We start from the raw sequence: 26239 nt of genomic DNA, 5'->3' as shown, positions 1-26239 counted from the left end.
TATCAACGTAAGGATCGTTGAACAATTCGACAAGAGGTTTGCTCCATGATTCCCTGTTAAATGTGGATAACGTGGTTGCCGATCTTTCTCAGGACCGGCCGCGGCTGGGGCGCAGCAGCACGGCGGAGCGCGTGGCCGACGTCCTGCGCGGCCGCATCAGCGAGGGTTACTTCCAGCCGGGGCAGCGGTTGTCGGAGGAGTCCATCTCGGAGGCGCTGGAGGTGTCGCGCAACACGCTGCGCGAGGCCTTCCGCCTGCTCGGCCACGAGGGTCTGCTCGACCACCGGCTCAACAGGGGCGTGTTCGTCCGCCTCCCGTCCGCCGAGGACGTCGCCGACCTCTACCAGGTGCGCCGCGTGCTGGAGGGCGCGGCCGTGCGGCGGGCCCCGGCCGAGCCGGCCCTGGCGCTGCTCAAGCAGGCCGTGCTCGACGCCGAGCAGGCCGCGGCGCGAGACGACTGGCAGGGCGTCGGCACCGCCAACATCCGCTTCCACCAGGCCCTGGTCTCGTTCAACCAGAGCCCGAGGATCGACGAGGCCATGCGCCAGCTCCTCGCCGAGCTGCGCCTCGTCTTCCACGTGATGGAAAACCCGCGCGCCTTCCACGAGCCGTTCGTCGACCGCAACCGCACGCTGCTCGGCCTGATCGAATCGGGCGAGTCCGAGCAGGCCGCCGCCTATCTGGACGACTACCTCGACCACGCCGAGCGGCTGCTCATCCACGCCTACGACCCCGACCGCTAACGTTGCCGCCCATGGACGACCGGATCTTCACCCTGGACGAGGCCCGCGCGCTGCTTCCCGCCGTGATGGAGGAGGCCGCCGTGGTGATCGCCGCCCGCGCCGACCTGGCCGAGATCGACTTCGCCCGCCGCACCGGCGGCGGATCGGAGCTGGGCGGCCTGCCCGAGCTCAAAGGACTGCAGGCCCGCATCGAGGAGATCCTGAGCGGGTGGAACGAGCGCGGCATCGAGGTCAAGGGCATCGCGCCCGTGCTCGTCGACTTCCCCTCGGTGCTCGACGGGTTCTCCGTACGGCTGTGCTGGATCGAGGGGGAACGGGAGCTCGGCTGGTACCACCGCACCGAGCTGGGCTTCGCCGGCCGCCGCCCGCTGTAGCCGGGCGCGACGTGTGGCCGATCCGTGATCAACCGAACACGCCGCGTCCGTGTCTAACGGGGTGAGCGAAAGGACCACACCCATGAGGCTCTCCTCGGCGGCCGCGGCGCTCCTCGCGCCGGCGGTCATCGGCGCGCTGGGGCTCGGCTCCGTCCCGGCCCAGGCGGACACCTCCGCGACGGCCGCCCGTACGGCTGTCCGGGCGGCCTGGATCAAGACTTGTTACGACGAGAAGCGGGAGGAGTCCTGGCCGTGCGGCACGTGGCGGCTGCTGCTGCGCGACGGCCGCCAGGTCGCCGTCCCGGCCGCCGCCGCGCGCGGCGTCGACGGCAAGGGCCGCAGGACCCGGCAGCCCGCCACGTTCGCGATCAGCGCGGACGGCCGCGTGCTGGCCTACGAACGCGCCCGTGACCACCGCCTGGTCGTCCAGCGGGCCGACGGCGGCCCGGCCACCGAGCTGCCCGCCTCCGCCAGGCCGCGAGGCGTCGGCAGTGACGAGCTGGCCCTCACCCTGTCGCCCTCGGGCCACCGCGTGCTGATCGACTACACCGACGACCCGGAACGCCTGCGTACCAAGATCATCACCGTCGCCACGGGCGGCATAACGACGCTGCCCGCCGTCTACTCGACCCAGGGCTTCAGCGCCGACGGCGACCAGGTGCTGGCCACCCGGACGATGAGCGACAACACCACCGCCATGTACGCCCTGCGCCCCGGCGGCGGCCTCCTCAAGCGCACCCCGCCCACGATCGTGGTCAACGGCGGCACCTACGCCCTCGACGCCGGCGGCACCACCGTCGGCTTCTTCACCGCCAGCCAGGACAAGCCGCCGAGGGCGCGCACCTACGACCTCGCGAGCGGCGAGCTGTCCGCCGGCGCGGACCTGCCGCTGCCCGCCGACGTGGCGCCGTACCTGGCGCGATGGAGCGGCGGCCGGCTCACGACTACGATCACGACGGACGACAGATCAGGAGCGACGGTGGTCAGGGTGCTCACGGTGGATCCGGCGAACGGCGCGGCCGAGCAGGCCGACAAGTACACGATCAACTCCGGATACCACGCCTACGTCCTCGCGGGGGAGTGAACCGCATGCGCATCAAGATCATCGCGGCTCTGACCACGGCGCTCGCCCTGGCCTGGCCGGCGACCGCCCAAGCCCACGTTTCCGGGCACGACCACGACAGCATCCGCTACGCCTCCATCAAGAGCTGCCCGATCAAGGGCGGCGGCGCCCGGCCGTGCGGCTCCTGGCGGCTCGTCATGCACAGCGGCGCCAGGAGCACCCTGCCCGACGCGCAGACGCTCGCGCTGGAGGCCGACGGCTCCACCAACCGTTACGTGCCGGCCCCCATCGCGGTCAGCGGGAACGGCCGGCGGGTGGCGTACTTCACCAAGAAGGGCCGCCTGGCGGTGCGGACGCTCGGCGGCGGGGTGCGCCTGCTGGCCGAGGACGCGCTGCCGAAGCGGGCCCAGTACGAGGTGACGCTGGTGCTGTCCGACGACGGCGCCCGGCTGGCCGCCTCCCCGCGCGGCGACAAGCCGGCCGGCGCGCGGATCTTCGACACGGCGACCGGTGAGCAGGTCGGCGTCCTTCCGCCCGAGGCGACGGTGGCCGGCTTCAGCGGCGACGGCGACGAACTGCTCGCCACCGTCCAGGCCGACGAGTCCGTCACCGAGCTGGTCGCCTACTCCGAGACCGGCGAGGAGCTGAACCGGACCACGCCGCCGCAGGTCATCGCGGCCAACCTGCCGGGGGCGCTGGCGGCCGACGGGCGTACTGCGGCGATCCTGGTGGCCGGGGCGAAGGCGCTTACGGTGACGTACGACATGGCGGGCGACCAGCTCGGGGAGCGCAGGCGGGTCAAGCTGCCGGCCGGGCACGTCCACATGCTCGACTGGACCGGCGACCACGAACTGACCGCCCACCTGCTCAGCGAGCCGGGCGGGAAGACCAGGATGACGATCGTCCGGATCGACACGGAGACCGGCACGGTCAAGCTCAGAGACCGCTACACGATCCTCCCCGACACCTTCGTCTTCGCCGCCTGCGGCGGCTGATCGGTCTGCGGCTGTTGGGCGGTTTGCGGCGATCGGACGGTCTGCGGCGGTGGGGCGGCTGACCCGAATACGGCGGCTGAGCGGTCGGCGACCTTACCGCCCCTGCCGGCTGACCGTCTTGCGGCGGTCGGGCGGCTGGGTGGCCGGTGACGGGACATACGCTTTGCTGGTGGAGGTTCACTCGACCAAGGCGATGGCCGCGCGGGCCGTCGACCTGTGCGTGGCGCTGCTGTACGAGCAGCCGTCGATCGAGTCGGTGTCGCGGGTCCTGCGGGCGTACGGCGAGCTCGGCGCTCCCGGCACGGGGGACCTCGGCCTGGGGGAGGACGACGTACGGGCGATGCGCGCGGCGGCGGCCCGGCTGCGCGAGGTGCTCGGCGCGGCCAGCCCCGGCGATGCGTCGGCCCTGCTCAACCGGCTGCTCGCGGAGTCGGCCAAGCCCCCCAGGCTGACCGACCACGGCGGCACGACGACCTGGCACGTCCACGTCGACAGCGGCGACGAGGCCCCGTGGGGTGAGTGGTTCCTGGCGTCGTCGGCGATGGCGCTGGCGGTGCTGCTGGCCGATCACCAGCGGGTGCCGGGCGGGCTGTGCGCTTCGGCGAGCTGCGGGCGCCCGTTCCTCGACCTGGGCGGCGGCAGCCCACGCCGCTACTGCAGCGCCCGCTGCGCCACCCGCGAACGCGTCGCCGCCCACCGAGCCCGCACCACCTGACTGAACGGGCACCCCACTTGGGAGCCCAACCGGCTACGTCCCCGCCACCGGCACAGATTCCACCCACCGGCGCGCCCACCGGCCGCCACCTGCCCGCGTCTCGCCGCTGCCGCGCCTCAGCCGGAGCGGCCGCGGGGCAGCAGGATCGCGGCGGCCGTCGCCTGGAGGGCCGCGCCGGCGAGCAGGGCGATGCCGACGTCGTACGCCGCCAGCGGGCCGGCCAGCGCGGAGCCGAGCGCGAACGAGGTGATCTTGACGCTGGCCGCCGTGGTGAACACCTGGCTGCGCAGCCGCGCGGGCGCCTCGCGGTGCCGTACGGCGAAGAGTGCCGTGAGCTGCGGGCCCTCACCCAGCCCTGCCACCGCGGCCCCCACGACCGCCACCCAGAACGTCCCGGAGACGGCGAGCACCACCATCCCCACCCCCAGCACCGCCGTCCCCGCCGCCTGCACCACATCCCAGAACCGCGCCCCAGGATCGTTCCCCGCCTGCTCGGCCCTGTTCCCTGAGTGCTCCGTCTGCTCGGCCAAGTCCCCAGCCTGCTCGGCCACGTCCCACGGTCGGGGCGCGTCGGCTCGGGCGGGGCTCCGGGGGCGGGTCAGGGCGGCGAGCACGGCGTTGGCGGTGAGGCCGGCGGCGGCGGTGACGGCCAGCAGCAGCGCGCCGTGGCCGCTCTGCCCGGTCAGCCGCTCACCCAGCACGGGCGCGGACACGACCAGCATGGCCAGCCCGCAGCACGACACCATCGACCCGACCGTGGCCCGCCGCAACGCCACGTTCCGCACGATCGCCGAGACCCCGGCCCGCACCTCGGCCCCCACCATCCCCACCTTGGCCCGAACGACCCGTGCGGGCAGCTCGCCCCGGCCTATGCCCCCGCGCACCCCATGGCCCGTACCTGCGCGAACCGCGAGGCCGCCGCGTGAGGGGAGGCCGAAGGCGGCCGGTAGTGCGGCGATCAGCAGCCCGGCGGACACCAGCACCGCCGCACCGCCCCCTCCGAAGGCAGCCACGGCCCCGACCAGTGCCGGGCCGGCCAGGCCGGCCACGTTGTAGCTCATCGAGTCCAGTGCCGTGGCCCGGCCCAGGCGTCCCGGACCGGCCACCAGGGGCAGTTGGGCCGTCCATCCGCCGGTGAGCGCGGGTCCCAGGAGTCCGGTCACGACCGCCAGCCCGATCACGACCGCGTCCGGTACCCGCCCCAGCAGGGCGAGGATCAGCAGCAGCCCGCCCGCGTACCCGAGCAGGCACGACGCCAGCAGCCGCCCCGGCCGCGCCGACCGGTCGAGCAGCACCCCGAGCAGCGGTCCTCCGGCGGCGGCCGAGACGGTCAGCCCGGCCAGCAACCACGACGCGGGCACCGGCGACCCGGTGACGGCCAGGCCCATCACGAGCAGGGCGGGCCCGGACATCTCGTCACCGGTGCGCGCGGCGACGGCTCCGGTCATGTAACGGAATAACACCGACAAGACGTTACAGGAAGTCGGCATGCCGATGTTAGGGGAGGGGTGTCACGGGAATGAGTACCCGCAGTCAAGCTCCCTGAGCTGGGGAAACCGCTCACGCCGGGGAGGGCCGGCCTGCGCGGGCTGCGTGCGCGCAGGCCGGCCCCACACCCCCGCCCAATCAGGTCACTCCCTCAATCCTCCGCCCGCTCGGGCCGGTGTCGCCCCGTCGCTCAGGCGGAGCTGGTGATGACCGCGAAGCGGGCGCCGAACGGGTCGGCGAGGTACGCGATCCGTCCCGCGCCCTCCGTCGTCGCCGGTGTGGCCCGTACGGTGGCGCCGAGCTCCTGCGCCCGCTCCACCGTCGCGTCGCAGTCGGTCACCTCGAAGTACGGCAGCCAGTGCGGCTCGTCGCCCGGCTCCAGGGTGGCGATGCCGGCCATCGCCGAGGACTCGCCTCCCTGGGCGGGCGAGATCACGGGGTAGGTGGCGTCGCCCATCGGCAGGTCCTCGATCCGCCAGCCGAAGACGGACTCGTAGAAGCCCCTGACCCGGCCGGGATCGGGCACGTGCAGCTCCACCCACCCGAGCGAGCCGGGCTCCGTGACCAGCCCGAGCCCCCGGGTCGCGCCCGGCTGCCAGACGGCGAACGACGCCCCGGCGGGATCGGCGAAGACCGCCATCCGGCCCTGGCCCTGGATGTCGAACGGCGCCGCCAGCACCTTGCCGCCCGCCTGCTCGACGGCCTTGGCGACGGTGTCGGCGTCGGGCGTGTGGAAGTAGGTCAGCCACGCGGCCGCGCCCCTGCTGGGGCTGATCCCGGCGACCGTTCTGCCGTCGACCTGGCAGAAGCGGTAGTCGCGGTGCTCGGGCCCGAGCGAGAGGGATCGCCAGCCGAACAGCCCGGTGTAGAAGGCGTCGGCCGCCTCCACGTCGGGGGCGGCGACGTCGAGCCAGCTGGGGGTGCCCGGAGTGAAGTCGGTGGTGAGCATGGCCTGCTCCTTCGCGTGACGAAGCGGCGGGTGGCCTCTTCACCTCTGGTGCGGTCGGAGGGGCGACGCCACTCGTATCCGGCGCTTCACAGCGTGACACGATCCGCCGATCGCCGCGAGCCATGCGACAGAATCGGTAAGTCGAATGGATGTTTGAACAATGGCATACACTCGACACCATGACAGCCGCGTTCCAAGCTTCTTTGCTCGATCTCGACACCGAGCTCGGGCTCGGTCCGCTCGACGGCGCCGTGCACCGGACCCACCTGGCTCACGGCGCCTGGATCGACCTGAGACAAGGCTGGCTGACGGGGGCCGACGCGCTGTTCGAGCGGCTGGCCGAGCGGGTGCCGTGGCGGGCGGAGAAGCGCCGCATGTACGACAAGGTCGTGGAGGTGCCGCGGCTGCTGAAGTTCTACGACGAGGGCGAGACCCTGCCCGACGCCGTCCTCGCCGACGCCAGGCGCGCGCTCGACGCCTACTACGGGCAGGAGCTCGGCGAGCCGTTCCGTACGGCCGGGCTCTGCTTCTACCGCGACGGCCGCGACAGCGTGGCCTGGCACGGTGACACGATCGGCCGGGGCAGCACGGAAGACACCATGGTCGCGATCATCTCGGTCGGCACCCCCCGCTCCCTGCTGCTGCGCCCGCGCGGCGGCGGCCCCTCGATCCGGCGCGACCTGGGGCACGGCGATCTCATCGTGATGGGCGGCAGCTGCCAGCGCACCTGGGAGCACGCCATCCCGAAGACCACCCGCCCGGCGGGCCCCCGCATCAGCATCCAGTTCCGCCCCCGGGGCGTCCGCTGACCGAGGGCCCCGCCCCGCGGGGGGTGTCTCCGCATGGACGCCCCGCGTGACGCGGGGCGCAGTCTCGGAGCGGGCGGCTGTCCCGGACACGATGCGGGAGTTGCCTCAGTGCGCGGTCACCTCAGCACGAGTCGTCCCACGCGGCCCTGTTCGCCGGAGGCCCAGCAGGTCAGGTCCCGGGTGCAGGACACCGTGTCGAACGAGCCGCCGTCGAACGTCTCCCAGCTCCTCCCGCCCGAATACGTCACGTCGCTCCCCGACGGCCCCACCGCGACGGCCGCGAACGGCAGGTGCGGCAGCCAGGCCACCCCTGACCGGTAGGCGGGCGGCGGCGCCGACGACGGGTGCCAGGTGCGGCCGCCGTCCCTGGTGACCGCCCCGGCGCTGGGCGACTGCTGGTCGGGACGGTAGTCGCCGCCGACCGCGATGCCCCGGTGGCGGTCGCGGAAGGCCAGCCCGAAGACGCCGCGCGCCGGATCGCCGGCCGGGACCGGCGTGTCGGCCACCGTCCACGTACGCCCGCGATCGCCCGAGTGGAACACCCGCGCCCGCTCCGCCCCGCCGGCGGCCAGCCAGACGTCACGGGAGCCTGAGGCGACCAGGCACTGCCCGCTCGCCGCGAACCCGGCCTCACCGGGCAGCGCCTCGGGCATCCCGTCCGCGGGCAGCACCCGCCAGCTGCGCCCGCCGTCGTCCGTGGCCAGGATCCGGAACCGGCCGTCCACGGGATCGCTCATCGCCAGCCCGTGGCGCCGGTCGAAGAAGGCCAGGCAGTCGTAGAAGGCCCGGGGCTCGTCGTTCCTGAACGTCTCCGCCCACGTGCGGCCCCCGTCCTCCGTCCGGTAGACGCGCGAGTCGGTGCCCTCGCCGATGGACAGCGCCACGGCCCGGTCGGCGTCGAACGCCTCGATGTCGCGGAACTGCAGCGTCTCCGTGCCGGGCGGGGAGACGTTCTGCCAGGTACGCCCGCCGTTCACGGTCCTGAGCACGACGCCGCCCGAGCCCGAGGCCCACACGACGTTCCCGCTGACCGGCGACAGGCCGCGCAGGCGCTCGGTCGTTCCCGTCTGCTTGAGCTCCCAGCCGAGCCGGGGCGGGCCGGCCTGGGCGGGTTGCGAGGCGGTGAGCACGAGGGCCGCTGACAGGACGCCTAACGCGTTGCGAAGCTTCATGTCGGGCAAACTAGCCCAAAGGATCAGCGCCGTCCATGGGCTGCAGGAACCCGGCGACGAGCGCGTTGACCTGGGCGGGCACCTGCCGGTTCGACCAGTGGCCGACGCCTCTGAGCAGCTCGAACCGGCCGCCGGGGATGAGCGCGGCGGCGTCCCGAGCCCGGGCGGGCGGAACGCCGACGTCCTTGTCGCCCTGGATGATCAGCGTGGGGCAGACGATCTCGCGCAGGCGCGGGCGCAGGTCGACGCGCATGCGCAGGGGGCCGATCGAGGCGTTCTGCCAGTCGGAGGAGCCCGCGCCGCCTTCCCTGACCTCCGCCTCGATCTCGTCGATGACGTCCTCGAAGTCCCGTACGGGTCCCGCGAACAGCGCCTTCCTGGCGAACCCGGCGATCCGCTCCCTGCTGCCCAGCATGGCCGTCGGCAGCACGCTGTTGAGCAGCGGCAGCTTCGCGGTGAGCCAGAGGGCCTGGTGCACGACGGGCGGGAACGACAGGATGCCGGCCGGTGCGAGCGCGACGAGCCGGTCCACCCGATCGGGATGCTCGATGGCGGTGGCCAGGGCGAGCGCGCCGCCCTGGGAGAGCCCGACGAGGGCGGCAGAACGCAGGCCGAACCGGTCGAGCACGTCGGTGACACAGCGCAGCATGCGCTCGTGGGTGACCCGGCCGCTCCACGGGCGGCTCCGGCCCTGCTTCGGCCAGTCGAGCGCGAGCACGTGGTGGCCGCCGGCCAGGACGGGGATGAGGTGCCGCCAGCTCAGCAGCGCGTTGTCCACCCCGGCTCCGCTCAGCAGCAGCACCGGCGGCGCGCCGGGCTCGCCGGCGCTGTGGACGTGCAGGCGGCCTTCCGGGCTGGCCAGGTACGTGCTGCGCAGCTCACCCGTCATGAGTCCTCCTCCCGAAGGCCGGCAGCGGGCCCGATCTCCTGCCCGCCGCCTCGCTCGATGTCCGCTCCGGCGCCGGGCCCGCCCAGCCGGGCGCGGTGGGTCTCCCATCGTCGCCAGAGCGCGGGCAGCTCGCCCTCCAGGAACCGGTACAGCTCGTGCACGTTCTCCAGCCGTTCCCGCCGGGTGGGGGAGCCGCCGGCGAGCACGCGCAGCCCGTTCTCGGTGATCTGCCGGAACGCGGCCGTCTTCGCGTAACGGGCGGCCAGCATCCGGCTCCAGCCGTCGGCCGCGATGCGGAAGTACTCCTGCCGCTCGCCCCGCCGCCGCACCCCCTCGACCAGCCCGCTCGGCGTCAGCAGCCGGGTCGCGCTGCTGATCGAGCTGCGGCTGGCCGCCAGCACGTCGGACAACTGGGCGGCGCTCTGCTCCGGAGGGTCGCTGATGAGCAGCCAGCCGATCACCCGGCCGGGGATCAGCGGCATGCCCTCACGCGCGAAGAACACCGCGACGTCGTCGACGAACTCCAGCTCTGCTTCCGTGGCCATATCTCCACATTACGGTCATTGCAGTCATGACTGCAATGACCGCATCAATGGCCCTCGACCCCATTCGTCCTGTCAGGCGGCCTCGCGCGCGGTCGCGCCCCAGGACAGCAGCTCCTGCGCCGTGTCGAACCGCCGGCTGGAGACGGACTCGTCGAGCAGTACGCCGACCAGCGTCCGGCCGTCCGACTCGCCGGCGAACGCCAGGCAGTAGCCCGCCGCCCGGGTGAACCCGGTCTTGAGCCCGATCGCCCCCGGCGTCGTCCTGAGCAGGCGGTTGGTGTTGCGCCACGCGTAGGAACGATGGCCGTCGCCGGCGTCGAGCTCGTGCCGGCGCGTGCCCGCCACCTGCTTGATCAGCGGAACGCGCAGCGCGGCGGCCGCGAGCACGGCCTGGTCTTCGGCGGTGGAGAAGCCGTCTCCGCGCGGCGTGGGCAGGCCGTCGGCGTTGACGTACTCGGTGTCGTTCATGCCGAGCTCGCGGGCCGTGGCGTTCATCTTGGCCACGAAACCCTTGACGCCGGGGCCGTACGTGCGGGCCAGCGCGTGGGCGGCGTCGGCGCCGGAGGGCAGCATCAGGCCGTACATGAGCTCGCCGACCGTGATCCGGTCGCCGGGGCGCAGGTCGGCGGTGGTGCCGCCGCCGTCCTCCGCGTACGCGACGTCCTCGCGCTTGATCCGGACGATGTCCGTGGGTTTGGCGTTCTTCAGCACCACGTAAGCGGTCATGGTCTTGGTGAGGCTGGCGATGGGCATCCGTTCGCCGCCGTTCTTGTCCAGCAGTACGGCGCCGGAGGCGGCGTCCATCAGGTACGCGGCGCTGCCGCGGACGGTGGGGGCGTCGTCGACGGTGACGGCCCGGGCGAGGGCTGGCGAGGCATGCGCGGGCGCGGTGAGTCCTGTGACCAGGGCAAGAGCGCCTGCCATGGCAGCCAGAAAAGCTTTCCGGTTACGCATTGGCCCAGAGTGCCGCCGGACTTGGCATGCTCTTGCCACAATGCACGACATTTCGTGACAAAGCGGACAGAAAGGTCGATATAGCCGGATAATTCCGTAGGGTAAATCTTTTGCCGAAGAGAGGGGCGGTGACGCGAATGTGCCCCCGGCGGGCACGTGGCGTAGGCACGCGAGATGATCAACACGACTAGCCTGGCAGGTGTCGAGGGATCGCGACCGAGGGGTGGGGCATGGACGGCGTACGGCCGGCGGACGACGTGGTGCTCGGCATGGTCGCCGCGCGCCTGAGCGCGGCCATGGGGCGGCCGTGGGAGGTCCGCGACGGCCTGGCCAAGGGTCCCGGCAGGGTCGCGGTGCGGCTCGGCGGCGGCGACGGCCACACCGCCGAGCCCGGCCACCTCGACCTCGACTTCGTGCTCGACGTCGAGCACCCGGAACACGCCACGATCGCCGACTGCGTGGCCGGCTACGGCGCCACCACCGAGGAGGCCGTCGAGCGGGCCGTGCAGGTGTGGCTGGGCACCACCGGCAGCGCGCTGCTGGAGCTCCTCGTCCAGGACGGCTCCCACGCCGGCCACTTCGCCTCCGGCGACCCCGACGGCTTCCCCGGCCGGCACGCCATCCACGGCGGCATCACCGGCTGGGGCACGGGCGACGACCACGACGCCGTCCAGCGGTGGGCCGTCCAGCACGTGCTGCTGCCGCATTTGGCCCCGGAGCTGAAGGGCACGTTCGAACGGGACGAGCTCGTGGGCGTCAAGGCGTTCTTCGGCGGCGGCGAGGGCGCCGAGACCGCCGAGATCCGGGTCAACGGCGAGCACCACGAGGCGGGCTCGCGGGCGCTGGCCGAGCTCGACTGGCCGCGCCCGGCCAACGGCGTCTCCTACGCCCGCACGTTCGTCCTCCTCGTCCACGAAGACTGAGAAGCCGCCGCGAGGACTGATCTCGCCACGCGGGCTGATCTCGCCGCGAGGACTGATCTCGTCACGACGCAGATTTCCGCACGCGAGGCGTACGCCCGCGCGGAGATCCGCACGCTCGCGTCCGCGCATGTTTGATCGCGCGCGAGCCCCCTCCGCCTGTTAGCGTTACCGCTGAGGGGGTGAGCCGCGGTGAAAGCCAAACCCGGCCGGCCGGCGGTGCTCATGGACGTCGCCGTACTCGCCGGAGTCTCCACGATGACCGTCTCGCGGGTGCTCAACTCGCCCGACCTCGTCCGCGCCGAGACCAGGGCCAGGGTGCTGGCCGCCGTGCGCGAGCTCGACTACCGGCCCAACCAGGCCGCCCGCCAGCTCGTCACCGGCCGCTCCGGCGTGCTCGGCGTGGTCAGCATCGACACCACCCTCTACGGCCCCGCCTCCACCCTCTACTGCATCGAGCAGGCCGCCAGGCACGCCGGCTACAACGTCAGCATCGCCAGCCTCAGCTCACTCAACCGCAGGTCGATGGAGGAGGGCGTGCAGCGGCTGCGCACCCAGGCGGTCGACGGCGTGATCATCGTCGCGCCGCACGAGTCGGCCGCCGACGGGCTGCGCCACCTGCCGCCCGAGATGCCGGTGGTCGCGGTGGACGCCGGCGACGACATCCCCGTGCCCGTGGCGAAGGTGGACCAGGCCGCAGGAGCCGCCCGGGTGACGCGACACCTGCTCAGCCTCGGCCACCGCAGTGTCTGGCACGTGGCGGGGCCCGCCGACTGGCTCGACGCCAACGACCGGATCGAGGGCTGGCGCGGCGTCCTGGAGGCGGCCGGAAGGCCGGTGCCCGACGTGCTGCGCGGCGACTGGAGCGCCCGCTCCGGCTACCAGCTCGGCCGCCGCCTGGCCGGGGACCCCGAGGTCAGCGCCGTGTTCGTGGCCAACGACCAGATGGCGCTCGGCGTGCTGAGGGCGCTGCGCGAGGCCGGGCGGCGGGTGCCCGAGGACGTGAGCGTGGCGGGCTTCGACGACATCCCCGAGTCGGCGTACTTCTGGCCGCCGCTCACCACCGTGCGCCAGGACTTCGGCGCGGTCGGCAGGCACGCCTTCCACCTGCTGCTCGACCGGATGGCGGGCGCCGAGCCCGAGGCGCGCCGGCTGATCGAGCCCGAACTGGTCGTCCGCGAGAGCACCGGCGCCGCCCCCGGCGCTACGCCCGTCTGATCACGTTCCACGAGAGCACCGGCGCCACCTCAGCCCGATCACGTTCCACGAGAGCACCGGCGCTACCCCAGCCTGATCACGTTCCACGAGACCGGCGGCAGCAGGACGCGTGCCGGGTCGTGCTCGACGTCCGGGTTCGGCCTGGGCGCGATCCGGCCGGGATCGTCGGCCGTGTTGCGGGCGTAGACGTCGGGGTCGGTGAGCGTGGTGGCCTCGACGATCCGCACCCCGCCGAGCGCCCGCGTGTCGATCTCCAGCGACATCGGCGTGTCCGCCGAGCGGTTGACGGCGAACAGCGTCGTGCTCTCCCCGTCGTGCGTGGCCACCGCGTCCATCAGCGGCACCTCGCCGTACGCCTTCGTCTCGTACGCCGGCGCGACCGGCTCCACCCGCAGCACGTCGCCGGCCGCGTACCGGGAGGCCTGCGCGAACGGGTGGAAGGTCGTCTGCCGCCACGCCCGCCCGCCCGGCTCGGTCATGATCGGCGCGATCACGTTCACCAGCTGAGCCAGCGACGCGGCGGTCACCCGGTCGCTGTTGCGCAGCAGCGAGATCAGCAGGCCGCCGAAGGCCACCGCGTCGGCCAGGTGGTACTGGTCCTCCAGCAGCGGCGGCGCCACCGGCCAGTCCTCGGGGGTGCCGGTGTCGTGGAAGCGCGACTGGTACCAGACGTTCCACTCGTCGAAGGAGATGTTGATCTTCTTGCGGGACTTCAGCCGGGCCCCGACGTGGTCGGCGGTGGCCACGACCGAGGCGATGAAGTAGTCCATGTCGGTCGAGCAGGCCAGGAAACTACCGAGATCGCCGTCCTTCTCCTGGTAGTAGGCGTGGCAGGAGATGTGGTCCACCAGGTCGTAGGTCTCCTCCAGCACCTCGGCCTCCCACGAGCCGAACGTGGGCATGCTGGAGCTCGAACTGCCGCAGGCCACCAGCTCCAGGCCCGGGTCCACCATGCGCATGGCGCGGGCGGTCTCGGCGGCCAGCCGGCCGTACTCGCGGGCCGTCTTGTGGCCGGTCTGCCAGGGGCCGTCCAGCTCGTTGCCCAGGCACCACATCCTGATGCCGTGCGGCTCCTTGGCGCCGTTCGCGATCCGCTGGTCGGACAGCGCGGTGCCGGACGGGTGGTTGCAGTATTCGAGCAGGTCGAGGGCTTCGGCGATGCCGCGCGTGCCGAGGTTGACGGCCATCATGGGCTCCACACCGGCCCGGCGGCACCAGCGGACGAACTCGTCCACGCCGACCTCGTTCGTCTCGGTGCTGTGCCAGGCCAGGTCGAGCCGGCGCGGGCGTTCGGCGACTGGCCCGACGCCGTCCTCCCACCGGTAGCCGGAGACGAAGTTGCCGCCGGGGTAGCGGACGGTGGACACGCCGAGCTCCCTGGTCAGGTCGAGCACGTCGCGGCGGAAACCGTCCTCGTCGGCCGTCGGATGGCCCGGCTCGTAGATGCCGGTGTACACGCAGCGCCCGAGATGTTCCACGAACGTGCCGAAGGTGCGCCGGTGGACGGGGGCGACCTTGAAGGCGGGATCGAGGGTGAGCTTGGCGTGATGCACGGAGGGCCTCTCCTGGGGTTTCGCGGGCGTTACGTGGTCCCGATTGTTAGCGTTATCACAGGCGCGGGTCAAGGGGCCGGAGGTGCGGTCGGGGTCGCCGCAACCGGTTGCGGGCGGGCCCTTGACAGCCTGCTTGTTACCGCTAACACTCGGGTAACCCCGCTGAAACAACGGGGTCCGCGCGGCGACCTCCGCGACCCGGAGTGCTCGCCCACCAGCGCCTCCGTGAGAGAGGCGCCGATCACGCCTGCCTTAGTCCTCCGGTGTCAACGAGAACATAGCTGGTGCAGGAAGAGGCCCCCAGTGCACGGTCCCCCCGACATCACCCGACGGCACCTTCTCGGCGGCAGCCTGGCCCTGCTCGGCGCCGCCGCCACGGGCTGCGCCATCCCCATGGGGCTCGGCTCGTCCCAGACCCGCGTCAAGTACTGGCACTTCCTCGGCGCGAGTGACGGCATCATCATGAACAAGATGGTCGGGGCGTTCGCGAAGGACAATCCCGACATCTTCGTCGAGGAGAACGTCCTCCAATGGGGTGAGCCCTTCTACACGAAGGTCGCGATGGCCGGCGCGGGCGGCCGCTCGCCCGACCTGGCCAGCTTCCACCTGGCCCGGCTGGCCGGGATCGGCGCCGGCCAGATCCTCGACCCGATCGACGTCAAGCTGCTGGAGGAGGCCGGGCTGCGCGGCGCCGACTTCAGCCCGCCCATCTGGGAACGCGCCCACCTCGACGGCGTCCTGTACGCGATCCCCTTCGACGCCCACCCGATGGTCGAGTACTACAACACCGACATCTGCCAGAAGGCCGGGCTGCTCGGCCCCGACGGCAAGCTCGCGCCCACCAACGGCGTGGACGAGCTGATCGCCCGGCTCACCAAGGCCAAGGACGTGATGGGCGGCAAGCCCCCGCTGGCCTTCGACGCGCTCGGCCTGGGCACCGTCGGGCCGTGGCGGGTGTGGTATTCGCTCTACCCGCAGAGCGGCGGCACCCTCGTCTCGGACGACGGCACCACGGTCACCATCGACGACGCCAAGGCGCTGGAGGCCCTGCGGCTCATGCAGCGCCTCGGCAAGGAAGGGCTGTGCGACTGGCGTACCGACTACGGCGCCTCCGTCGCTAAGTTCACCAACGGCGAGGCGGCGTTCCTGTGGAACGGCGACTGGGAGACCACCGGGCTCAAGGAACGCGGGACACCGTTCAGCATGACCCGCTTCCCCACCGTCTTCGGCACCGGCGCGGCGCAGGCCGACTGCCACGCGTTCGTGCTGCCGCACCAGCGCGCCCGCGACCCCGAGGTCGAGCGGGCCACCTACCGCTTCATCGCCTACCTGGTCAAGAACAGCGCCGACTGGGCGGTGGCCGGGCACGTGCCCGCGTACCTGCCGGCGCTGGAGGAGCCCGACTACCTGGCGCTGCAGCCGCAGTCGGAGTACCGCTCGGTCATCACCGAGGTCGCGCTCGACCCGCAGGTGTGGTTCGCCGGGTCGGCCTCGCGGATGTGGATCGAGTTCGGCGAGGCGTTCTCCCCGGTCATCGCCGGGACGCGTACCCCCGAGGAAGGGCTGGCCGCGGCGAAGGCGTCGCTCAACCGGCTGATGTCCGCCCCGAACCCCTTCCCCGAGGAGCGCTCATGACCGGGCCGGCCGTGGAATCGACCAAGGAGGGCTCATGACCACCACCGTCGCGGCCCCCGCGACCGCCGGCCCCGTCGCCAAGGCCAAGGTCCGGCGCGGCTGGACCCAGCACGGGCTGCTCTTCGTGGGGCCCTTCCTGCTGATCTACCTGGCCTTCCTGGTCTGGCCGACCATCCTCGGCTTCCAGATGAGCCTGTCCAGCGTCAACATCGCCGGCGGCAACAACCACTTCATCGGGTTCGACAACTACGCCGAGGCGTTCGCCGACCCGCGCATGTGGCGCTCACTGTGGAACACGCTCGTCTTCACCGTGCTGAGCACGATCCCGCTGGTGCTGCTCGGCCTGGTGCTCGCGCTGCTGGTGCACAACGTGCGCTTCGTGCAGTGGCTGTGGCGGCTGTCGTTCTTCGGGCCGTTCCTGCTGCCGTCGGCCGTGATCGCCATCCTGTGGCTGCAGATGATCTACCCGCCCGACTACGGCCTGCTCAACGGCACGCTCGGCACCGACATCCTGTGGCTGGGCGACCCGTCCACGGCCATGTGGTCGATCGTGCTGACCACCGTCTGGTGGACGGTCGGCTTCAACTTCCTGCTCTACCTCGCCGCGCTCCAGTCGATCCCCACGCACCTGTACGAGGCCGCCGACATCGACGGCGCCTCGGGCTGGGACAAGCTGCGCTCCATCACGCTGCCGCTGCTGCGCCGCACGACGGTGCTCATCGTGGTGCTGCAACTGGTCGCCTCGCTCAAGGTCTTCGACCAGATCTACCTCATGACCGGCGGCGGGCCGCAGGACGCCACCCGGCCCATCATCGAGTACGCCTACGACGTCGGCTTCACCGGTTACCGCATCGGCTACGCCTCGGCCGTGTCGTACATCCTGTTCGTCCTGATCGTCATCGTCTCCCTGGCGCAGCTCCGGCTGTTCCGCAAGCGCGAGGAGGTCGCGTCGTGACCAAGCGGTTCAGCTTCAGCCAGCTCGTCCTGCTGGTGGCCGAGCTGGTGCTGGCGGTGATCTGGCTCGCGCCCATCGCCTGGGCCGTCGCCACCTCGCTCAAGCCCGAGTCCGAGACCACCAAGCTGCCGCTGGAGTGGATCGGCAGCCGGATCACCTTCGACTCCTACGCGCTCGTCCTGGAGACCGGCGGCATCGTCAAGTGGGCGATCAACTCCACCGTCACGTCCGTGATCGTCACGTTCCTCACCGTGCTGTTCTCGGCGATGGCCGCGTACGGGTTCGCACGCACGCAGTTCAAGGGCCAGCGGGTGCTGCTCGGCCTGATCCTGGCCGGCATCATGATCCCGCCGCAGGTGCTGATGGCGCCGTTGTTCGCCGAGATGGTCTCGCTGGGCCTGGTGGACACCTGGTGGGCGATCATCCTGCCGCAGGTGGCGGCGCCGCTGATCGTCTACATCCTGTTCAAGTTCTTCCAGGACGTGCCGCCCGAGCTCGAACAGGCCGCCTTCGTGGACGGGGCCGGGCGCTGGCGGGTGTTCTTCACCATCGTCCTGCCCTTGTCGCGGCCGGTGCTGGCGGCGGTGTCGATCTTCACCTTCATCAACACCTGGAACAACTTCCTCTGGCCGTTCCTCGTCTCCACCGATCCGAACACGATGACGCTGCCGGTGGGGCTGGCGAACGTGGTGCAGGGGACGTTCGGCCTCCGGTACGCGCAGATCATGGCCTCCGTGGTCCTGGCCGGGCTGCCGCTGCTGTTCGTGTTCGTCCTGTTCCAGCGCCAGATCGTCCGGGGCGTGGCCCACACGGGCCTGGCCGGCCAGTGACGTTCAGCGGCTCAGGAAGGCCGCCAGCTTCTCGCGTCCGTCCGGGACGCCCCAGTGCCGCAGGATCTCCAGGAGGTTGAGCCAGCTCCACGCCTCGTCGCCGAGCCCGGCGACCGCCTCCAGGGCGTCCCGCTGCAGGGCGGTGAGAGTGTGCGGGGCGGGGGCGCCGGGCCGGTCGAAGACGGTGTCCATGAGGTCGCCGACGATCGGGAACGCGTGCTCGCCGTCGGCCCCGGCCAGCCTGGCGATCAGCGCCGAGGCCCGGGCGGGGGCGTCGGCGGGCAGGCGACGGCGGCTGACCCGGGTGGCGAGGGTGGCGAGGTCGCCGTCACCGTACGGGAGCGGGGTGGGGCCGGTGACGGTGAGCAGCCGGCGCACCTCGTCCCCGGCCTCGGGGACGGCGGCTTCGCCGCGCAGGTTGACCAAGGAGAGCGCGGCACAGGCCCGGACCAGCTCGTCGGCGTCACCGAGCCGCGCCACGACCTCGTCGTGCCGGGCGAGGCCGCCGGGGTGAGAGAGGCCGTCCTGGGAGGGGCTGTCGTCGCGCGAAGGACCGTCCGGGGAGAGATCGCCGTCGTGGGGGAGCAGTGAGAGGCCGAACAGCGCCGTCGCCACGGACACCGGGTCGGGGTCGGCGCGGACCAGCGCGGCGAGCGCCGGAGCGACCGTCGCCGCCTCCTCGGGAAACCACGACACCACGTACGCGGCCGAGGTTCTGACGGACGGGTCGGCGTCGGCGAGCAGCGCCAGCAGCCGAGGCACGGCGGCGCGTACCGCGTCGTAGGAGGCCAGCTGCGCGTCGTCGGCGGCGCGCTCGCGGTCGTGGTCGTAGGTGCGGCGGACGTGGTCGCGATCCCACCGCTCGGCGTCGCCCACCGCGTCGGCGGCCCACCGGTCGAGCGCGTCCTCCGCTTCTGGCCTGCTCCTGGACTGCACGATCGCGCTCTCGGCCCGCCAGTGCGCGATGCCGACACCCTCCGGCAGGTGGGCCTCGTCGTAACCGAGGGCGAGCGCGGCCAGGAGGTAGAGGATCAGGTCACGGTCGGGTACGGCGGGACGCACGGCCAGCCGGACCAGGAACGGCACCGCGTACGGGGTGGCCTGGAAACGATTGCCCTGGTGGAAGACGTTGGTGTAGAGCTCACCGAGCGCCTCGGCGCGAAGGCCGGGATCGTCGGAGGCGAGGGCCCGCAGCAGGCCGGGAACGTCGCCGGCCGAGCCGTAGGCGTGTCTCAGCCCGGCCCAGTCGATCTGGTCGAGCTCGGCTAACGGATCATCCATACGCGAGAGCGTAGCGGCCTCGCGCCCGCAGGATGATCGGAGAATGAACTGGTGGACGATACTGGGATTGAACCAGTGACCTCTTCCGTGTCAGGGAAGCGCTCTCCCGCTGAGCTAATCGTCCTTGGAGGTGGCGACGGGATTCGAACCCGTGTGGACGGCTTTGCAGGCCGCTGCCTCGCCTCTCGGCCACGCCACCGAGTCGAACCTCATCTCCGAGCGGAAGACGGGATTCGAACCCGCGACCCTCACCTTGGCAAGGTGATGCTCTACCACTGAGCCACTTCCGCGTTGCCGCATGCACAACTCTAGCGGTTTTTCGGAGCGGATGCTGCCGCCGGCCAGGAGTCAGGCGTGGAGGCGGCGGGCCAGGCTGTGCTCGGTGGCGGGGAGGCTGAGGAAGATCTCCAGGATCCTGGTGAGCCGGTGGACCTCGATGCGGTGGAAGGCCGGGCCCTCGGACCGGGCCAGGACGAGGGAGAGGGCCAGCGGCGGCAGCGGGGCGTGCACGGCGTGCAGGCCGTCGTCCAGAGTCAGAGCCTCGGGGCGGGCCGGCGGCTCCAGGGGGACGGCCGGGTCGTGGGGCGCGCGCCAGCTCGCGTGGACGACGCGGCGCCCGGCGACGGCGGCGGCCCAGTCGGCGCTGAACAGGGCCGGCAGCGAGTCCACCAGCGTGGTCAGCGCCCGGTCTCCCGCCGTGGTGAGGTATTTGAGGACCTCCAGCTCCGGGTACGTGCCCGGCGCCTCGCGGGTGGGCCAGACGCTGACGGCCGTCACGCCGTCGACGCCTTGCAGGCTCCTGACCAGGGTCTGCGTGGGTGTGCCCGCCGGGCAGCAGACCGTGATGTCGTCGACGGCCCGGCCCTCGCCCCGGTCGAGGACGGTCACCTGGGTGATGTCGGCCCCCGCCGCCCCCAGGACCTTGGTCACCTGGGCCAGGGACCCGGGCCGGTCGGGCAGTTCGACGCGGACTCGAAGAAGCATCCGTCCCCCTCACCGAAGATGCCGGATCACAGACTATCGGCCGAATACCGTTCACAGCCTGACCTGCGCTACAACTGACGGGGTGAAGATTGGGCCGATTGGGGTGTGGCCGCCGGTGGTGCTGGCGCCGATGGCGGGCATCACGAACGCGCCGTTCCGGGTGCTCTGCCGCGAGCAGGGCGCCGGCCTGTTCGTGTGCGAGATGATCACGACCAGGGCCCTCGTCGAACGCAATCCGAAGACGCTGCGGATGATCAGGTTCGCCGAGTCCGAGCAACCCAGAAGCATCCAGCTGTACGGCGTCGACCCCACCATCGTGGGCCGGGCGGTCCGGATGATCGCCGAAGAGGACCTGGCCGACCACATCGACCTCAACTTCGGCTGCCCCGTGCCCAAGGTGACCAGGCGCGGGGGCGGGTCGGCGCTGCCGTACAAGCGGAATCTGCTGCGGCGGATCCTGCGCGAGGCGGTCGCGAACGCCGGGTCGCTGCCCGTGACGATGAAGATGCGCAAGGGCATCGACGACGACCACCTGACCTACCTGGACGCCGGGCGGATCGCCGCCGAGGAGGGCGTCGCCGCGATCGCGCTGCACGCCCGCACGGCGAAGCAGCACTACGGAGGCGTGGCCGACTGGGCGGCCATCGCCCGGCTGAAGGAGGCCGTCCCCGAGATCCCCGTGCTGGGCAACGGCGACATCTGGTCCGCCGACGACGCCGTCGCCATGGTGCGGCGCACCGGGTGCGACGGCGTCGTCGTCGGGCGGGGCTGCCTGGGGCGGCCGTGGCTGTTCAAGGACCTCCAGTACGCCTTCGACGGCAGCTCCGAGCGGGTCAGGCCGACGCTCGGCGAGGTGGCCGACGTGATGGCCAGGCACGCCGAGGGGCTGACCGAGTGCTTCGACATCGAGCGGTACGCGGTGGCCGACTTCCGCAAGCATGTCGGGTGGTACCTGAAGGGGTTCACGGTCGGGAGCGAGCTGCGGCGTGAGCTGGCCACGGCCGAGTCGCTCGACGGGCTGCGGGAGGGGCTGGCCAAGCTGGAGCGCGACCAGCCGTGGCCGCCGAACACCGACACGCCCCGGGGCAAGTCGGGCGAACGGTCCAAGGTGCTGCTGCCTGACGGGTGGCTGGACGACCCCTGGGACTGCCCCATCCCCGACGACGAGTCGGACGTCTCCGGCGGCTGAGCCCAGGCCCGTCAGGGTGGAGGCGGGTTCGGTCGAGCTGGTGCGGGCTCAGTTCGGGTCGGCTCAGTGGGGGCCGGTGATCTCCGTGCCGCAGGGGCCGCCGCCGACCGACGCTTCGAGCCGTACGGGCTCGCCGGTCATCGTCAGCGTCGGGTAGTACTCGGCGATCCGCTCCGCCGAGCGGCCGGCGTAGTGACAGATGAAGCTGCGCCGGAAGCGGTCCGGCGTGCCGTTGGGCTCCGAGCCGTGCACCAGGCTGCCGTTGAAGAACAGCACGTCGCCCGGGTCCATGTCCACGGGGACCTTCTCCAGGCCAGGCGGCGGCGGCACGTACTCCCTGGTGAACGAGACGCCCTGGTCGGCCTCCTCCGGGCAGAACAGGTCCATCAGGTGCGTGCCGGGAACGACCTCCAGGCCGCCGTTGGCCCGGTCCACCCGGTCGAGCGCCACCCACGCGGCCACGCAGGTGCCCGGCTCGACCCGGAGATAGAAGTTGTCCTGGTGCAGCGCCTGCCCCCTGGCGCCCGGCGGCTTGAAGTAGAACATGCTCTGGGCTGCTATGGGCTCCTCCCCGAGCAGTTCGCGCAGGATCGCGGCGACGCGGGCGTCGAGCAGGTAGCGTAGCGCCACGTCGCTCACCTGGTGCGGGTGCATGATCCGGGGGTAGTCGCGCAGGATGTCGTACGGCCGGCCCGGCTCCTGCGGCTGAGGCGTGAAGTGCCCCGGGATCGGGCCCTTGGCGTGCATGGTCATGAACGCGTCACGCAGCTCGGCCACCTCCTCGGGGGCGAGGAGACCGGGCACCAGCGTGTACCCCTGCTCGTGGAAGTCGTTGTACCTCATGCCCTTCACGGTAGGCGGACGGGATGTGCGACGGTATGCCCATGACCGCTGAGGACCTGTCTGTTCCTGCTGCCGAGCTGATGATCGTGGGCCACTACGACAGGGCGCCCGGCTACGCGACCCGCCGCCCCGGCGGCTCGCCGAGCTGGCTGCTGCTGTGGACCGAGGCTGGGGCCGGAGCGGTCGAGCAGGGCGGGGCGGCGTTCGAGGTGGGGGAGGGGGACCTGGCGGTGCTGCGGTCGGGGGTGGCCCAGCACTACCGGGTCCGGCAGGGGGCGGAGCGGTGGCGGTTCTGGTGGGTGCACTTCCAGCCCCGGGCGAGCTGGGCGGCCTGGCTGGGCCCGTACGCCAGAGAGGGCGGATGCCACCTGGTGGCCGGCGTGCCCCGGGCCGTGCACCCCCGGATCGACCTGGCCTTCCAGCGGGCCCTCCAGGACGCCCGCTGGACACCGGACATGGCCTCATCGGCCACCGCGGGGTCTGACGCGGTCGGCCCGAACCCCGCGGGCATGCCTGATCCGACCGCGGCGGCCGACCCGGACGGTGGGGCGCGGGTGCCGGCGGTGGTGGTGGGCGGGGCGGCGCGGGAGCTGGTCCTGGGGGCTGTGGCGGAGGTGCTGGTGCTGGCCACCGCGTCCGCGCGGCCCGAGGGGAAGGGCGAGGAGGGGGACGAGCGGGTACGCCGCGTCCTGGCGCGGATCGCGGCCGAGCCGGGCGCGCCGCACTCGGTCGCCTCGCTCGCCCGTACGGTCGCGCTCTCCCCGTCCCGCTTCGCCCACCTGTTCGCCGAAGAGACCGGCCAGACGCCGATGCAGGCGGTGCGCCGGGCCCGGGTGCGGCACGCGGCGAGCCTGCTGGAGGTGACGGACATGGACGTCGGCCAGGTGGCGGCGGCCTCGGGCTTCGTCAGCCCGTTCCACTTCAGCCGCGCCTTCAGACGGGAGTACGGCCTCCCACCCCGCGACTACCGCGCCCGCCTCCGCCCCGCCGGCGACTGAGAGACGTCCTCGCCCGGCTCGCAGTCGACGGCTGATCCCGCCCTGTGCGCCCACCCTCTGATCGACGTGCCGCTCCCCGCCGGTTGACTTCGTACCAAGGGCTCCAGCGCGCCGGAGTTGTGGCGAAGGTTCATCCGGGCTTCAGCGGAAAGTCCCCTTCTGCACGCTCTCCGCAACCCGCCGCACGTCAGGCTGTCCGCGCAGGCACCCGCCACCCCCGACGTTCACCGCGATCGGCGTCCGCATCCCCGTTCCCCGGTAAGGACCCCCATGCTCACTCGGCGTGCGCTTCTCGCCGGGAGCGCGAGCCTGGCCGTTGCCGGCGTGACCGCCCCGAGGGCCGTCCGCGCGGCCGCCCGGCGTTCCCCGCTGCGCGATCCCTTCCGGCTCGGCGTCGCCTCCGGCGAGCCCGCCCCTGACGGCATGGTGGTGTGGACCCGCCTGGCCACGGATCCGCTGGCGCCGGACGGGCTGGGCGGGATGCCGCGCCGCCCGGTGCCCGTGGAGTGGCAGCTGGCCGAGGACGAGAACTTCCGCCGCGTCGTCCGGCACGGCACCGAGACCGCCCGCCCCGAGGCGGCACACAGCGTCCACGTCGAGCTCGAAGGACTGGAGCCCGGCGCCGAGTACTTCTACCGGTTCCGCGCCGCCGGTGAGCTGTCCGAGACCGGCCGCACCCTGACCGCCCCGGCCCCGGGCACCCGCAGCCGGGCGCTCAACCTGTCGTTCACCTCCTGCGCCGACTACCAGAGCGGCTATTTCACCGCCTACCGCCGGATGGCCGAGGACCACCCCGACCTGATCGCCTTCCTCGGTGACTACATCTACGAGTACGGCGACTACGAGCACCCCGTCCGCGACCAGGCCGGCGGCGAGTGCCTCGACCTGGCCGGCTACCGCCTGCGCCACGCCCAGCACAAGACCGACCCCGACCTGCGCGCGGCCCACGCCATCGCCCCCTGGGCCGTGGTCTGGGACGACCACGACGTGCGGAACGCCTGGGCCGGCGACGTCTCCAGGAAGCGCAGGGCGGCGGCGTTCCGCGCGTACTACGAGAACATGCCGCTGCGCCGCGCGCAGCGGCCGGTCGGGGCGGCGCTCAGGCTGTACCGCAGCATCCGCTGGGGCGCGGTGGCGAACCTGCACCTGCTCGACACCCGCCAGTACCGCGACCCGTACGCGTGCGCCGGCCGCGCCGGCCGCGCCGGCACCGTCGGCCCCGACTGCGCCGAACGCCTCGCGCCCGCCCGCACCATCCTCGGGCAGGAGCAGCAGACCTGGCTCGACGCCCAGCTCAGGGAGTCGCACGCCACCTGGGACCTGCTCGGCCAGCAGGTGTTCATGATGGAGATGGACTGGGTCCGCGGCCCGGCCCAGGGCTGGTCCAACGAGGGCTGGGACGGCTACGTCGCCTCCCGCGACCACCTGGCCGCCACCGTCGGCGCCCACCGGCGCAACGCCGTCGTGCTGACCGGCGACGTGCACTCCCACTGGGCCGGCCGGATCAGCCGCGACCAGCGCGACCCCGGCTCGAAGCCCGTGGCCGTCGAACTCGTCACCACCTCGGTCACCAGCGCCGGCGACGGCCTCGACGAGTATCCCGACACGCCGGACCTGCTCGCCGGGAATCCGCACGTCCGGTTCTTCAACGGCCGCCGCGGCTACGTCAGGACCAGGATCAGCCGGCGGGAGATGAAGGTCGACTTCCGCTCACTGGCCTACGTGACGCGACCGGACGCTCCCGCCCGTACCTCCGGCTCCTTCGCGATCGAGCCGGGCGACCCGGCACTCAACCCCGCCTGACCTCGCGAGAACCCGCCTGATCTCGCCGAGAACTCGCCTGATCCCGCAGGGAACCCGCCTAGATCTCCACGTGGCCGCCGCTGCGCCAGTAGACGTTGCCCTCGCGGGACAGCAGCTCCTCGTCCACCAGGTAGCGGCGCAGTGCCGCGTAGTCGTCGTGGAAGGCCCGCAGCGCCACGTTCACGTCCTTCTCCGCGTACCGCACGCCGGGCTCGAAGACCCCCGCGATGTAGTGCAGCACGACCAGCCGCTTGTCCCGCCGGATCGCCGTGGTCGTCAGCCGCCCGTCCACCAGGAAGGTGCGCAGCACCCGCTCCTCGGCGCTCAGCTCCTCGGCCGGTTCGGCGTGCGCCCGCAGCAGGTCGCGGAAGCGTTCCGGGGTGGCGCGCCAGGTGCCGTTCTCGTCGCGTTCGGCCAGGCCGCCGCTGGCCAGCTTGTGCAGACACTTGGGGGAGAGCCCGTCGGTGGTTCCGAGCACCAGGGAGGCGAACGTCTTGAGAGTCTCGTCCTGGTAGAGGAGTCCGAGAACGCGCCTGATGTCTTCGTCGTTCACTCGTACCATTTTGTCCCATGATCACAGCACTGTTGCTCGCAGCCGCCGTCGCCGTCCCGAACAACTTCCTCCTGTACGAGAAGGCCGCCGCCAAGAAGGACGCCAACCCCGAGACGAGCTGGTCGGCCAGCGGAAGGCGAACGGCCCCGCTCGTCGTCAACCCGTGCCAGAAAGCCGGGTTAGGCCAGCGCGGCCGGACCTCGGCCAGGACGCTCATCTACACGGCGGTGCCCGACTACGCCAAGTCGGAGCAGGTCGTCCTCTACCGGTCCGCGGCCGCCGCGGGCAAGGCCCTGCGTGACCTGCGGGCGGCGGTGAAGTCCTGCGGCACCTCCGGTTACCGCTACTCCTCGGCATCGATCACCCTCGGCGACACCGGGCTGTCGGTCACCGGGCAGGCGTACCAGGGCGGGAAGCCGGCCATCGGCGGCGAGCGGGCGATCGTGACCCGGCGCGCGAACGCCCTGATCCTCTACACCGTGTCCGGCGAGTGGAGCAAGCCGGCCAAGGCCGACTTCAGGCAGCAGACGAAGGACACCAGGCGCATGCTCGCCAAGATCTGCGCCATCGCCGGATGCTGACGCCCGCGCCGGTGACGACGCCGGCGGACGAGCTGAAAGCGGGGCCGGTGACGAGGCCGGCGGACGTGCCGGCGGCGGGGCCGGTGACGAGGGAATGTCTCGATCTTGAGACATGGTCATGACACGACCTCGACGTTCGGCGAAGGAGAATCAATCGACAGGCCTGTGCCGGAGCGCCCTTGCCAGTCCGTTCCGGCACA

General features: G+C 72.1%; 26 protein-coding genes and 3 tRNA genes. 15 read left to right on the top strand and 14 right to left on the bottom strand.

Translation table 11 applies throughout. The features are described from left to right. Positions 1 to 62 precede the first annotated feature (62 nt). The 5 genes from B0I32_RS43440 to B0I32_RS43420 all read left to right on the top strand — a co-directional run bounded on the left by B0I32_RS43440 (position 63) and on the right by B0I32_RS43420 (position 3890). Positions 63 to 743, top strand: a complete 681-nt coding sequence (locus B0I32_RS43440; protein ID WP_106249647.1) for a GntR family transcriptional regulator — start codon at positions 63 to 65, stop codon at positions 741 to 743. A gap of 11 nt (positions 744 to 754) precedes the next feature. Next, entirely contained in the window at positions 755 to 1117 is a 363-nt protein-coding gene (locus B0I32_RS43435; protein ID WP_106249645.1) for a DUF2203 domain-containing protein, read from the top strand. A gap of 82 nt (positions 1118 to 1199) precedes the next feature. Continuing rightward, positions 1200 to 2201, top strand: coding sequence for a TolB-like translocation protein (locus B0I32_RS43430; RefSeq protein ID WP_106249644.1), 1002 nt, complete (start codon positions 1200 to 1202; stop codon positions 2199 to 2201). Positions 2202 to 2206: 5 nt separating this feature from the next. Next, positions 2207 to 3175, top strand: coding sequence for a WD40 repeat domain-containing protein (locus tag B0I32_RS43425; protein WP_106249642.1), 969 nt, complete (start codon positions 2207 to 2209; stop codon positions 3173 to 3175). Positions 3176 to 3344: 169 nt separating this feature from the next. Beyond that, complete coding sequence (locus B0I32_RS43420; protein ID WP_342751837.1) at positions 3345 to 3890, top strand: CGNR zinc finger domain-containing protein; 546 nt, start codon at positions 3345 to 3347, stop codon at positions 3888 to 3890. A gap of 116 nt (positions 3891 to 4006) precedes the next feature. Here B0I32_RS43420 and B0I32_RS43415 read toward each other — a convergent pair whose 3' ends face one another. Both B0I32_RS43415 and B0I32_RS43410 read right to left on the bottom strand, forming a co-directional pair. Next, positions 4007 to 5338 (bottom strand): MFS transporter, encoded by a 1332-nt coding sequence (locus B0I32_RS43415; protein WP_181308406.1) that lies wholly within the window; start codon positions 5336 to 5338, stop codon positions 4007 to 4009. A gap of 230 nt (positions 5339 to 5568) precedes the next feature. Next, positions 5569 to 6327, bottom strand: coding sequence for a VOC family protein (locus tag B0I32_RS43410; RefSeq protein ID WP_106249639.1), 759 nt, complete (start codon positions 6325 to 6327; stop codon positions 5569 to 5571). A 179-nt stretch (positions 6328 to 6506) separates the two neighbouring features. Here B0I32_RS43410 and B0I32_RS43405 point away from each other — a divergent pair, with 179 nt between their 5' ends. After that, positions 6507 to 7136: an alpha-ketoglutarate-dependent dioxygenase AlkB gene (locus B0I32_RS43405; protein ID WP_106249638.1), complete on the top strand. Its 630-nt coding sequence runs from the start codon at positions 6507 to 6509 to the stop codon at positions 7134 to 7136. A 116-nt stretch (positions 7137 to 7252) separates the two neighbouring features. Here B0I32_RS43405 and B0I32_RS43400 read toward each other — a convergent pair whose 3' ends face one another. From B0I32_RS43400 to B0I32_RS43385, 4 genes are all read right to left on the bottom strand, one after another. Further along, positions 7253 to 8308, bottom strand: a complete 1056-nt coding sequence (locus tag B0I32_RS43400; protein WP_106249636.1) for a WD40/YVTN/BNR-like repeat-containing protein — start codon at positions 8306 to 8308, stop codon at positions 7253 to 7255. 10 nt (positions 8309 to 8318) lie between these two features. After that, positions 8319 to 9197: an alpha/beta fold hydrolase gene (locus B0I32_RS43395; RefSeq protein WP_106249635.1), complete on the bottom strand. Its 879-nt coding sequence runs from the start codon at positions 9195 to 9197 to the stop codon at positions 8319 to 8321. Continuing rightward, positions 9194 to 9742 carry a GbsR/MarR family transcriptional regulator gene (locus tag B0I32_RS43390; RefSeq protein WP_245956400.1) on the bottom strand — a complete coding sequence of 183 codons (549 nt, stop codon included), beginning with the start codon at positions 9740 to 9742 and terminating at the stop codon, positions 9194 to 9196. Before B0I32_RS43390 ends, B0I32_RS43395 begins: the two co-directional genes overlap by 4 nt. Positions 9743 to 9814: 72 nt before the next feature. Next, a complete protein-coding gene (locus B0I32_RS43385) occupies positions 9815 to 10666 on the bottom strand; it encodes a D-alanyl-D-alanine carboxypeptidase family protein (RefSeq protein ID WP_245956398.1) in 852 nt (283 codons plus the stop codon). Positions 10667 to 10926: 260 nt separating this feature from the next. Here B0I32_RS43385 and B0I32_RS43380 point away from each other — a divergent pair, with 260 nt between their 5' ends. Next, a complete protein-coding gene (locus tag B0I32_RS43380; RefSeq protein WP_106249631.1) occupies positions 10927 to 11619 on the top strand; it encodes a DUF6348 family protein in 693 nt (230 codons plus the stop codon). Between the two features lie 189 nt (positions 11620 to 11808). Beyond that, on the top strand, positions 11809 to 12834 hold the full coding sequence (locus tag B0I32_RS43375) for a LacI family DNA-binding transcriptional regulator (protein ID WP_425438142.1): 1026 nt from the start codon (positions 11809 to 11811) through the stop codon (positions 12832 to 12834). A gap of 62 nt (positions 12835 to 12896) precedes the next feature. Here the strand turns inward: B0I32_RS43375 and arfA are convergent, their stop codons facing one another. Next, on the bottom strand, positions 12897 to 14387 hold the full coding sequence (gene arfA, locus B0I32_RS43370; RefSeq protein ID WP_106249630.1) for an arabinosylfuranosidase ArfA: 1491 nt from the start codon (positions 14385 to 14387) through the stop codon (positions 12897 to 12899). 303 nt (positions 14388 to 14690) lie between these two features. Between arfA and B0I32_RS43365 the strand changes: the two genes are divergently transcribed. The 3 genes from B0I32_RS43365 to B0I32_RS43355 are packed head-to-tail and all read left to right on the top strand — an operon-like array spanning position 14691 to position 17807. Further along, entirely contained in the window at positions 14691 to 16022 is a 1332-nt protein-coding gene (locus B0I32_RS43365; RefSeq protein WP_106249628.1) for an extracellular solute-binding protein, read from the top strand. A 34-nt stretch (positions 16023 to 16056) separates the two neighbouring features. Further along, a complete protein-coding gene (locus tag B0I32_RS43360; RefSeq protein ID WP_106249626.1) occupies positions 16057 to 16977 on the top strand; it encodes a carbohydrate ABC transporter permease in 921 nt (306 codons plus the stop codon). Continuing rightward, positions 16974 to 17807, top strand: a complete 834-nt coding sequence (locus B0I32_RS43355) for a carbohydrate ABC transporter permease (RefSeq protein ID WP_106249625.1) — start codon at positions 16974 to 16976, stop codon at positions 17805 to 17807. The genes B0I32_RS43360 and B0I32_RS43355 overlap by 4 nt, the downstream gene beginning before the upstream one ends. A 3-nt stretch (positions 17808 to 17810) precedes the next feature. Here the strand turns inward: B0I32_RS43355 and B0I32_RS43350 are convergent, their stop codons facing one another. The 5 genes from B0I32_RS43350 to B0I32_RS43330 all read right to left on the bottom strand — a co-directional run bounded on the left by B0I32_RS43350 (position 17811) and on the right by B0I32_RS43330 (position 20072). Further along, positions 17811 to 19088, bottom strand: coding sequence for a hypothetical protein (locus B0I32_RS43350; RefSeq protein ID WP_106249623.1), 1278 nt, complete (start codon positions 19086 to 19088; stop codon positions 17811 to 17813). A 49-nt stretch (positions 19089 to 19137) separates the two neighbouring features. Next, positions 19138 to 19212: transfer RNA gene (locus B0I32_RS43345), tRNA-Val, on the bottom strand. 1 nt (position 19213) lies between these two features. Further along, positions 19214 to 19287 (bottom strand) — tRNA-Cys (locus B0I32_RS43340). 19 nt (positions 19288 to 19306) lie between these two features. Beyond that, positions 19307 to 19378: transfer RNA gene (locus tag B0I32_RS43335), tRNA-Gly, on the bottom strand. A gap of 58 nt (positions 19379 to 19436) precedes the next feature. After that, positions 19437 to 20072: an ACT domain-containing protein gene (locus B0I32_RS43330; RefSeq protein WP_106249621.1), complete on the bottom strand. Its 636-nt coding sequence runs from the start codon at positions 20070 to 20072 to the stop codon at positions 19437 to 19439. A gap of 82 nt (positions 20073 to 20154) precedes the next feature. Between B0I32_RS43330 and dusB the strand changes: the two genes are divergently transcribed. After that, entirely contained in the window at positions 20155 to 21261 is a 1107-nt protein-coding gene (gene dusB / locus B0I32_RS43325; protein ID WP_245956396.1) for a tRNA dihydrouridine synthase DusB, read from the top strand. A 63-nt stretch (positions 21262 to 21324) separates the two neighbouring features. On the opposite strand, the gene B0I32_RS43320 is transcribed toward dusB, so the two are convergent. Further along, the gene (locus tag B0I32_RS43320; RefSeq protein ID WP_106249620.1) at positions 21325 to 22104 is read right to left on the bottom strand and encodes a phytanoyl-CoA dioxygenase family protein; all 780 of its coding nucleotides are present in this window, start codon (positions 22102 to 22104) and stop codon (positions 21325 to 21327) included. A gap of 41 nt (positions 22105 to 22145) precedes the next feature. Between B0I32_RS43320 and B0I32_RS43315 the strand changes: the two genes are divergently transcribed. Together B0I32_RS43315 and B0I32_RS43310 are read left to right on the top strand one after the other, a co-directional pair. Beyond that, the gene (locus tag B0I32_RS43315) at positions 22146 to 23102 is read left to right on the top strand and encodes a helix-turn-helix domain-containing protein (RefSeq protein ID WP_219912308.1); all 957 of its coding nucleotides are present in this window, start codon (positions 22146 to 22148) and stop codon (positions 23100 to 23102) included. A 270-nt stretch (positions 23103 to 23372) separates the two neighbouring features. Next, a complete protein-coding gene (locus B0I32_RS43310) occupies positions 23373 to 24905 on the top strand; it encodes an alkaline phosphatase D family protein (protein WP_106249617.1) in 1533 nt (510 codons plus the stop codon). Between the two features lie 58 nt (positions 24906 to 24963). Here B0I32_RS43310 and B0I32_RS43305 read toward each other — a convergent pair whose 3' ends face one another. Continuing rightward, positions 24964 to 25467, bottom strand: coding sequence for a DUF2087 domain-containing protein (locus B0I32_RS43305; protein WP_245956391.1), 504 nt, complete (start codon positions 25465 to 25467; stop codon positions 24964 to 24966). A gap of 8 nt (positions 25468 to 25475) precedes the next feature. On the opposite strand from B0I32_RS43305, the gene B0I32_RS43300 reads away from it, so the two are divergent. After that, positions 25476 to 26039, top strand: a complete 564-nt coding sequence (locus B0I32_RS43300) for a hypothetical protein (protein WP_146178521.1) — start codon at positions 25476 to 25478, stop codon at positions 26037 to 26039. Positions 26040 to 26239 lie beyond the last annotated feature (200 nt).

Origin of the sequence: Nonomuraea fuscirosea (assembly GCF_003001935.1) — a bacterium.
In the GTDB taxonomy this organism is placed as follows: Bacteria; Actinomycetota; Actinomycetes; order Streptosporangiales; family Streptosporangiaceae; genus Nonomuraea; species Nonomuraea fuscirosea.
This window is presented reverse-complemented; position numbering and strand designations above follow the sequence as displayed.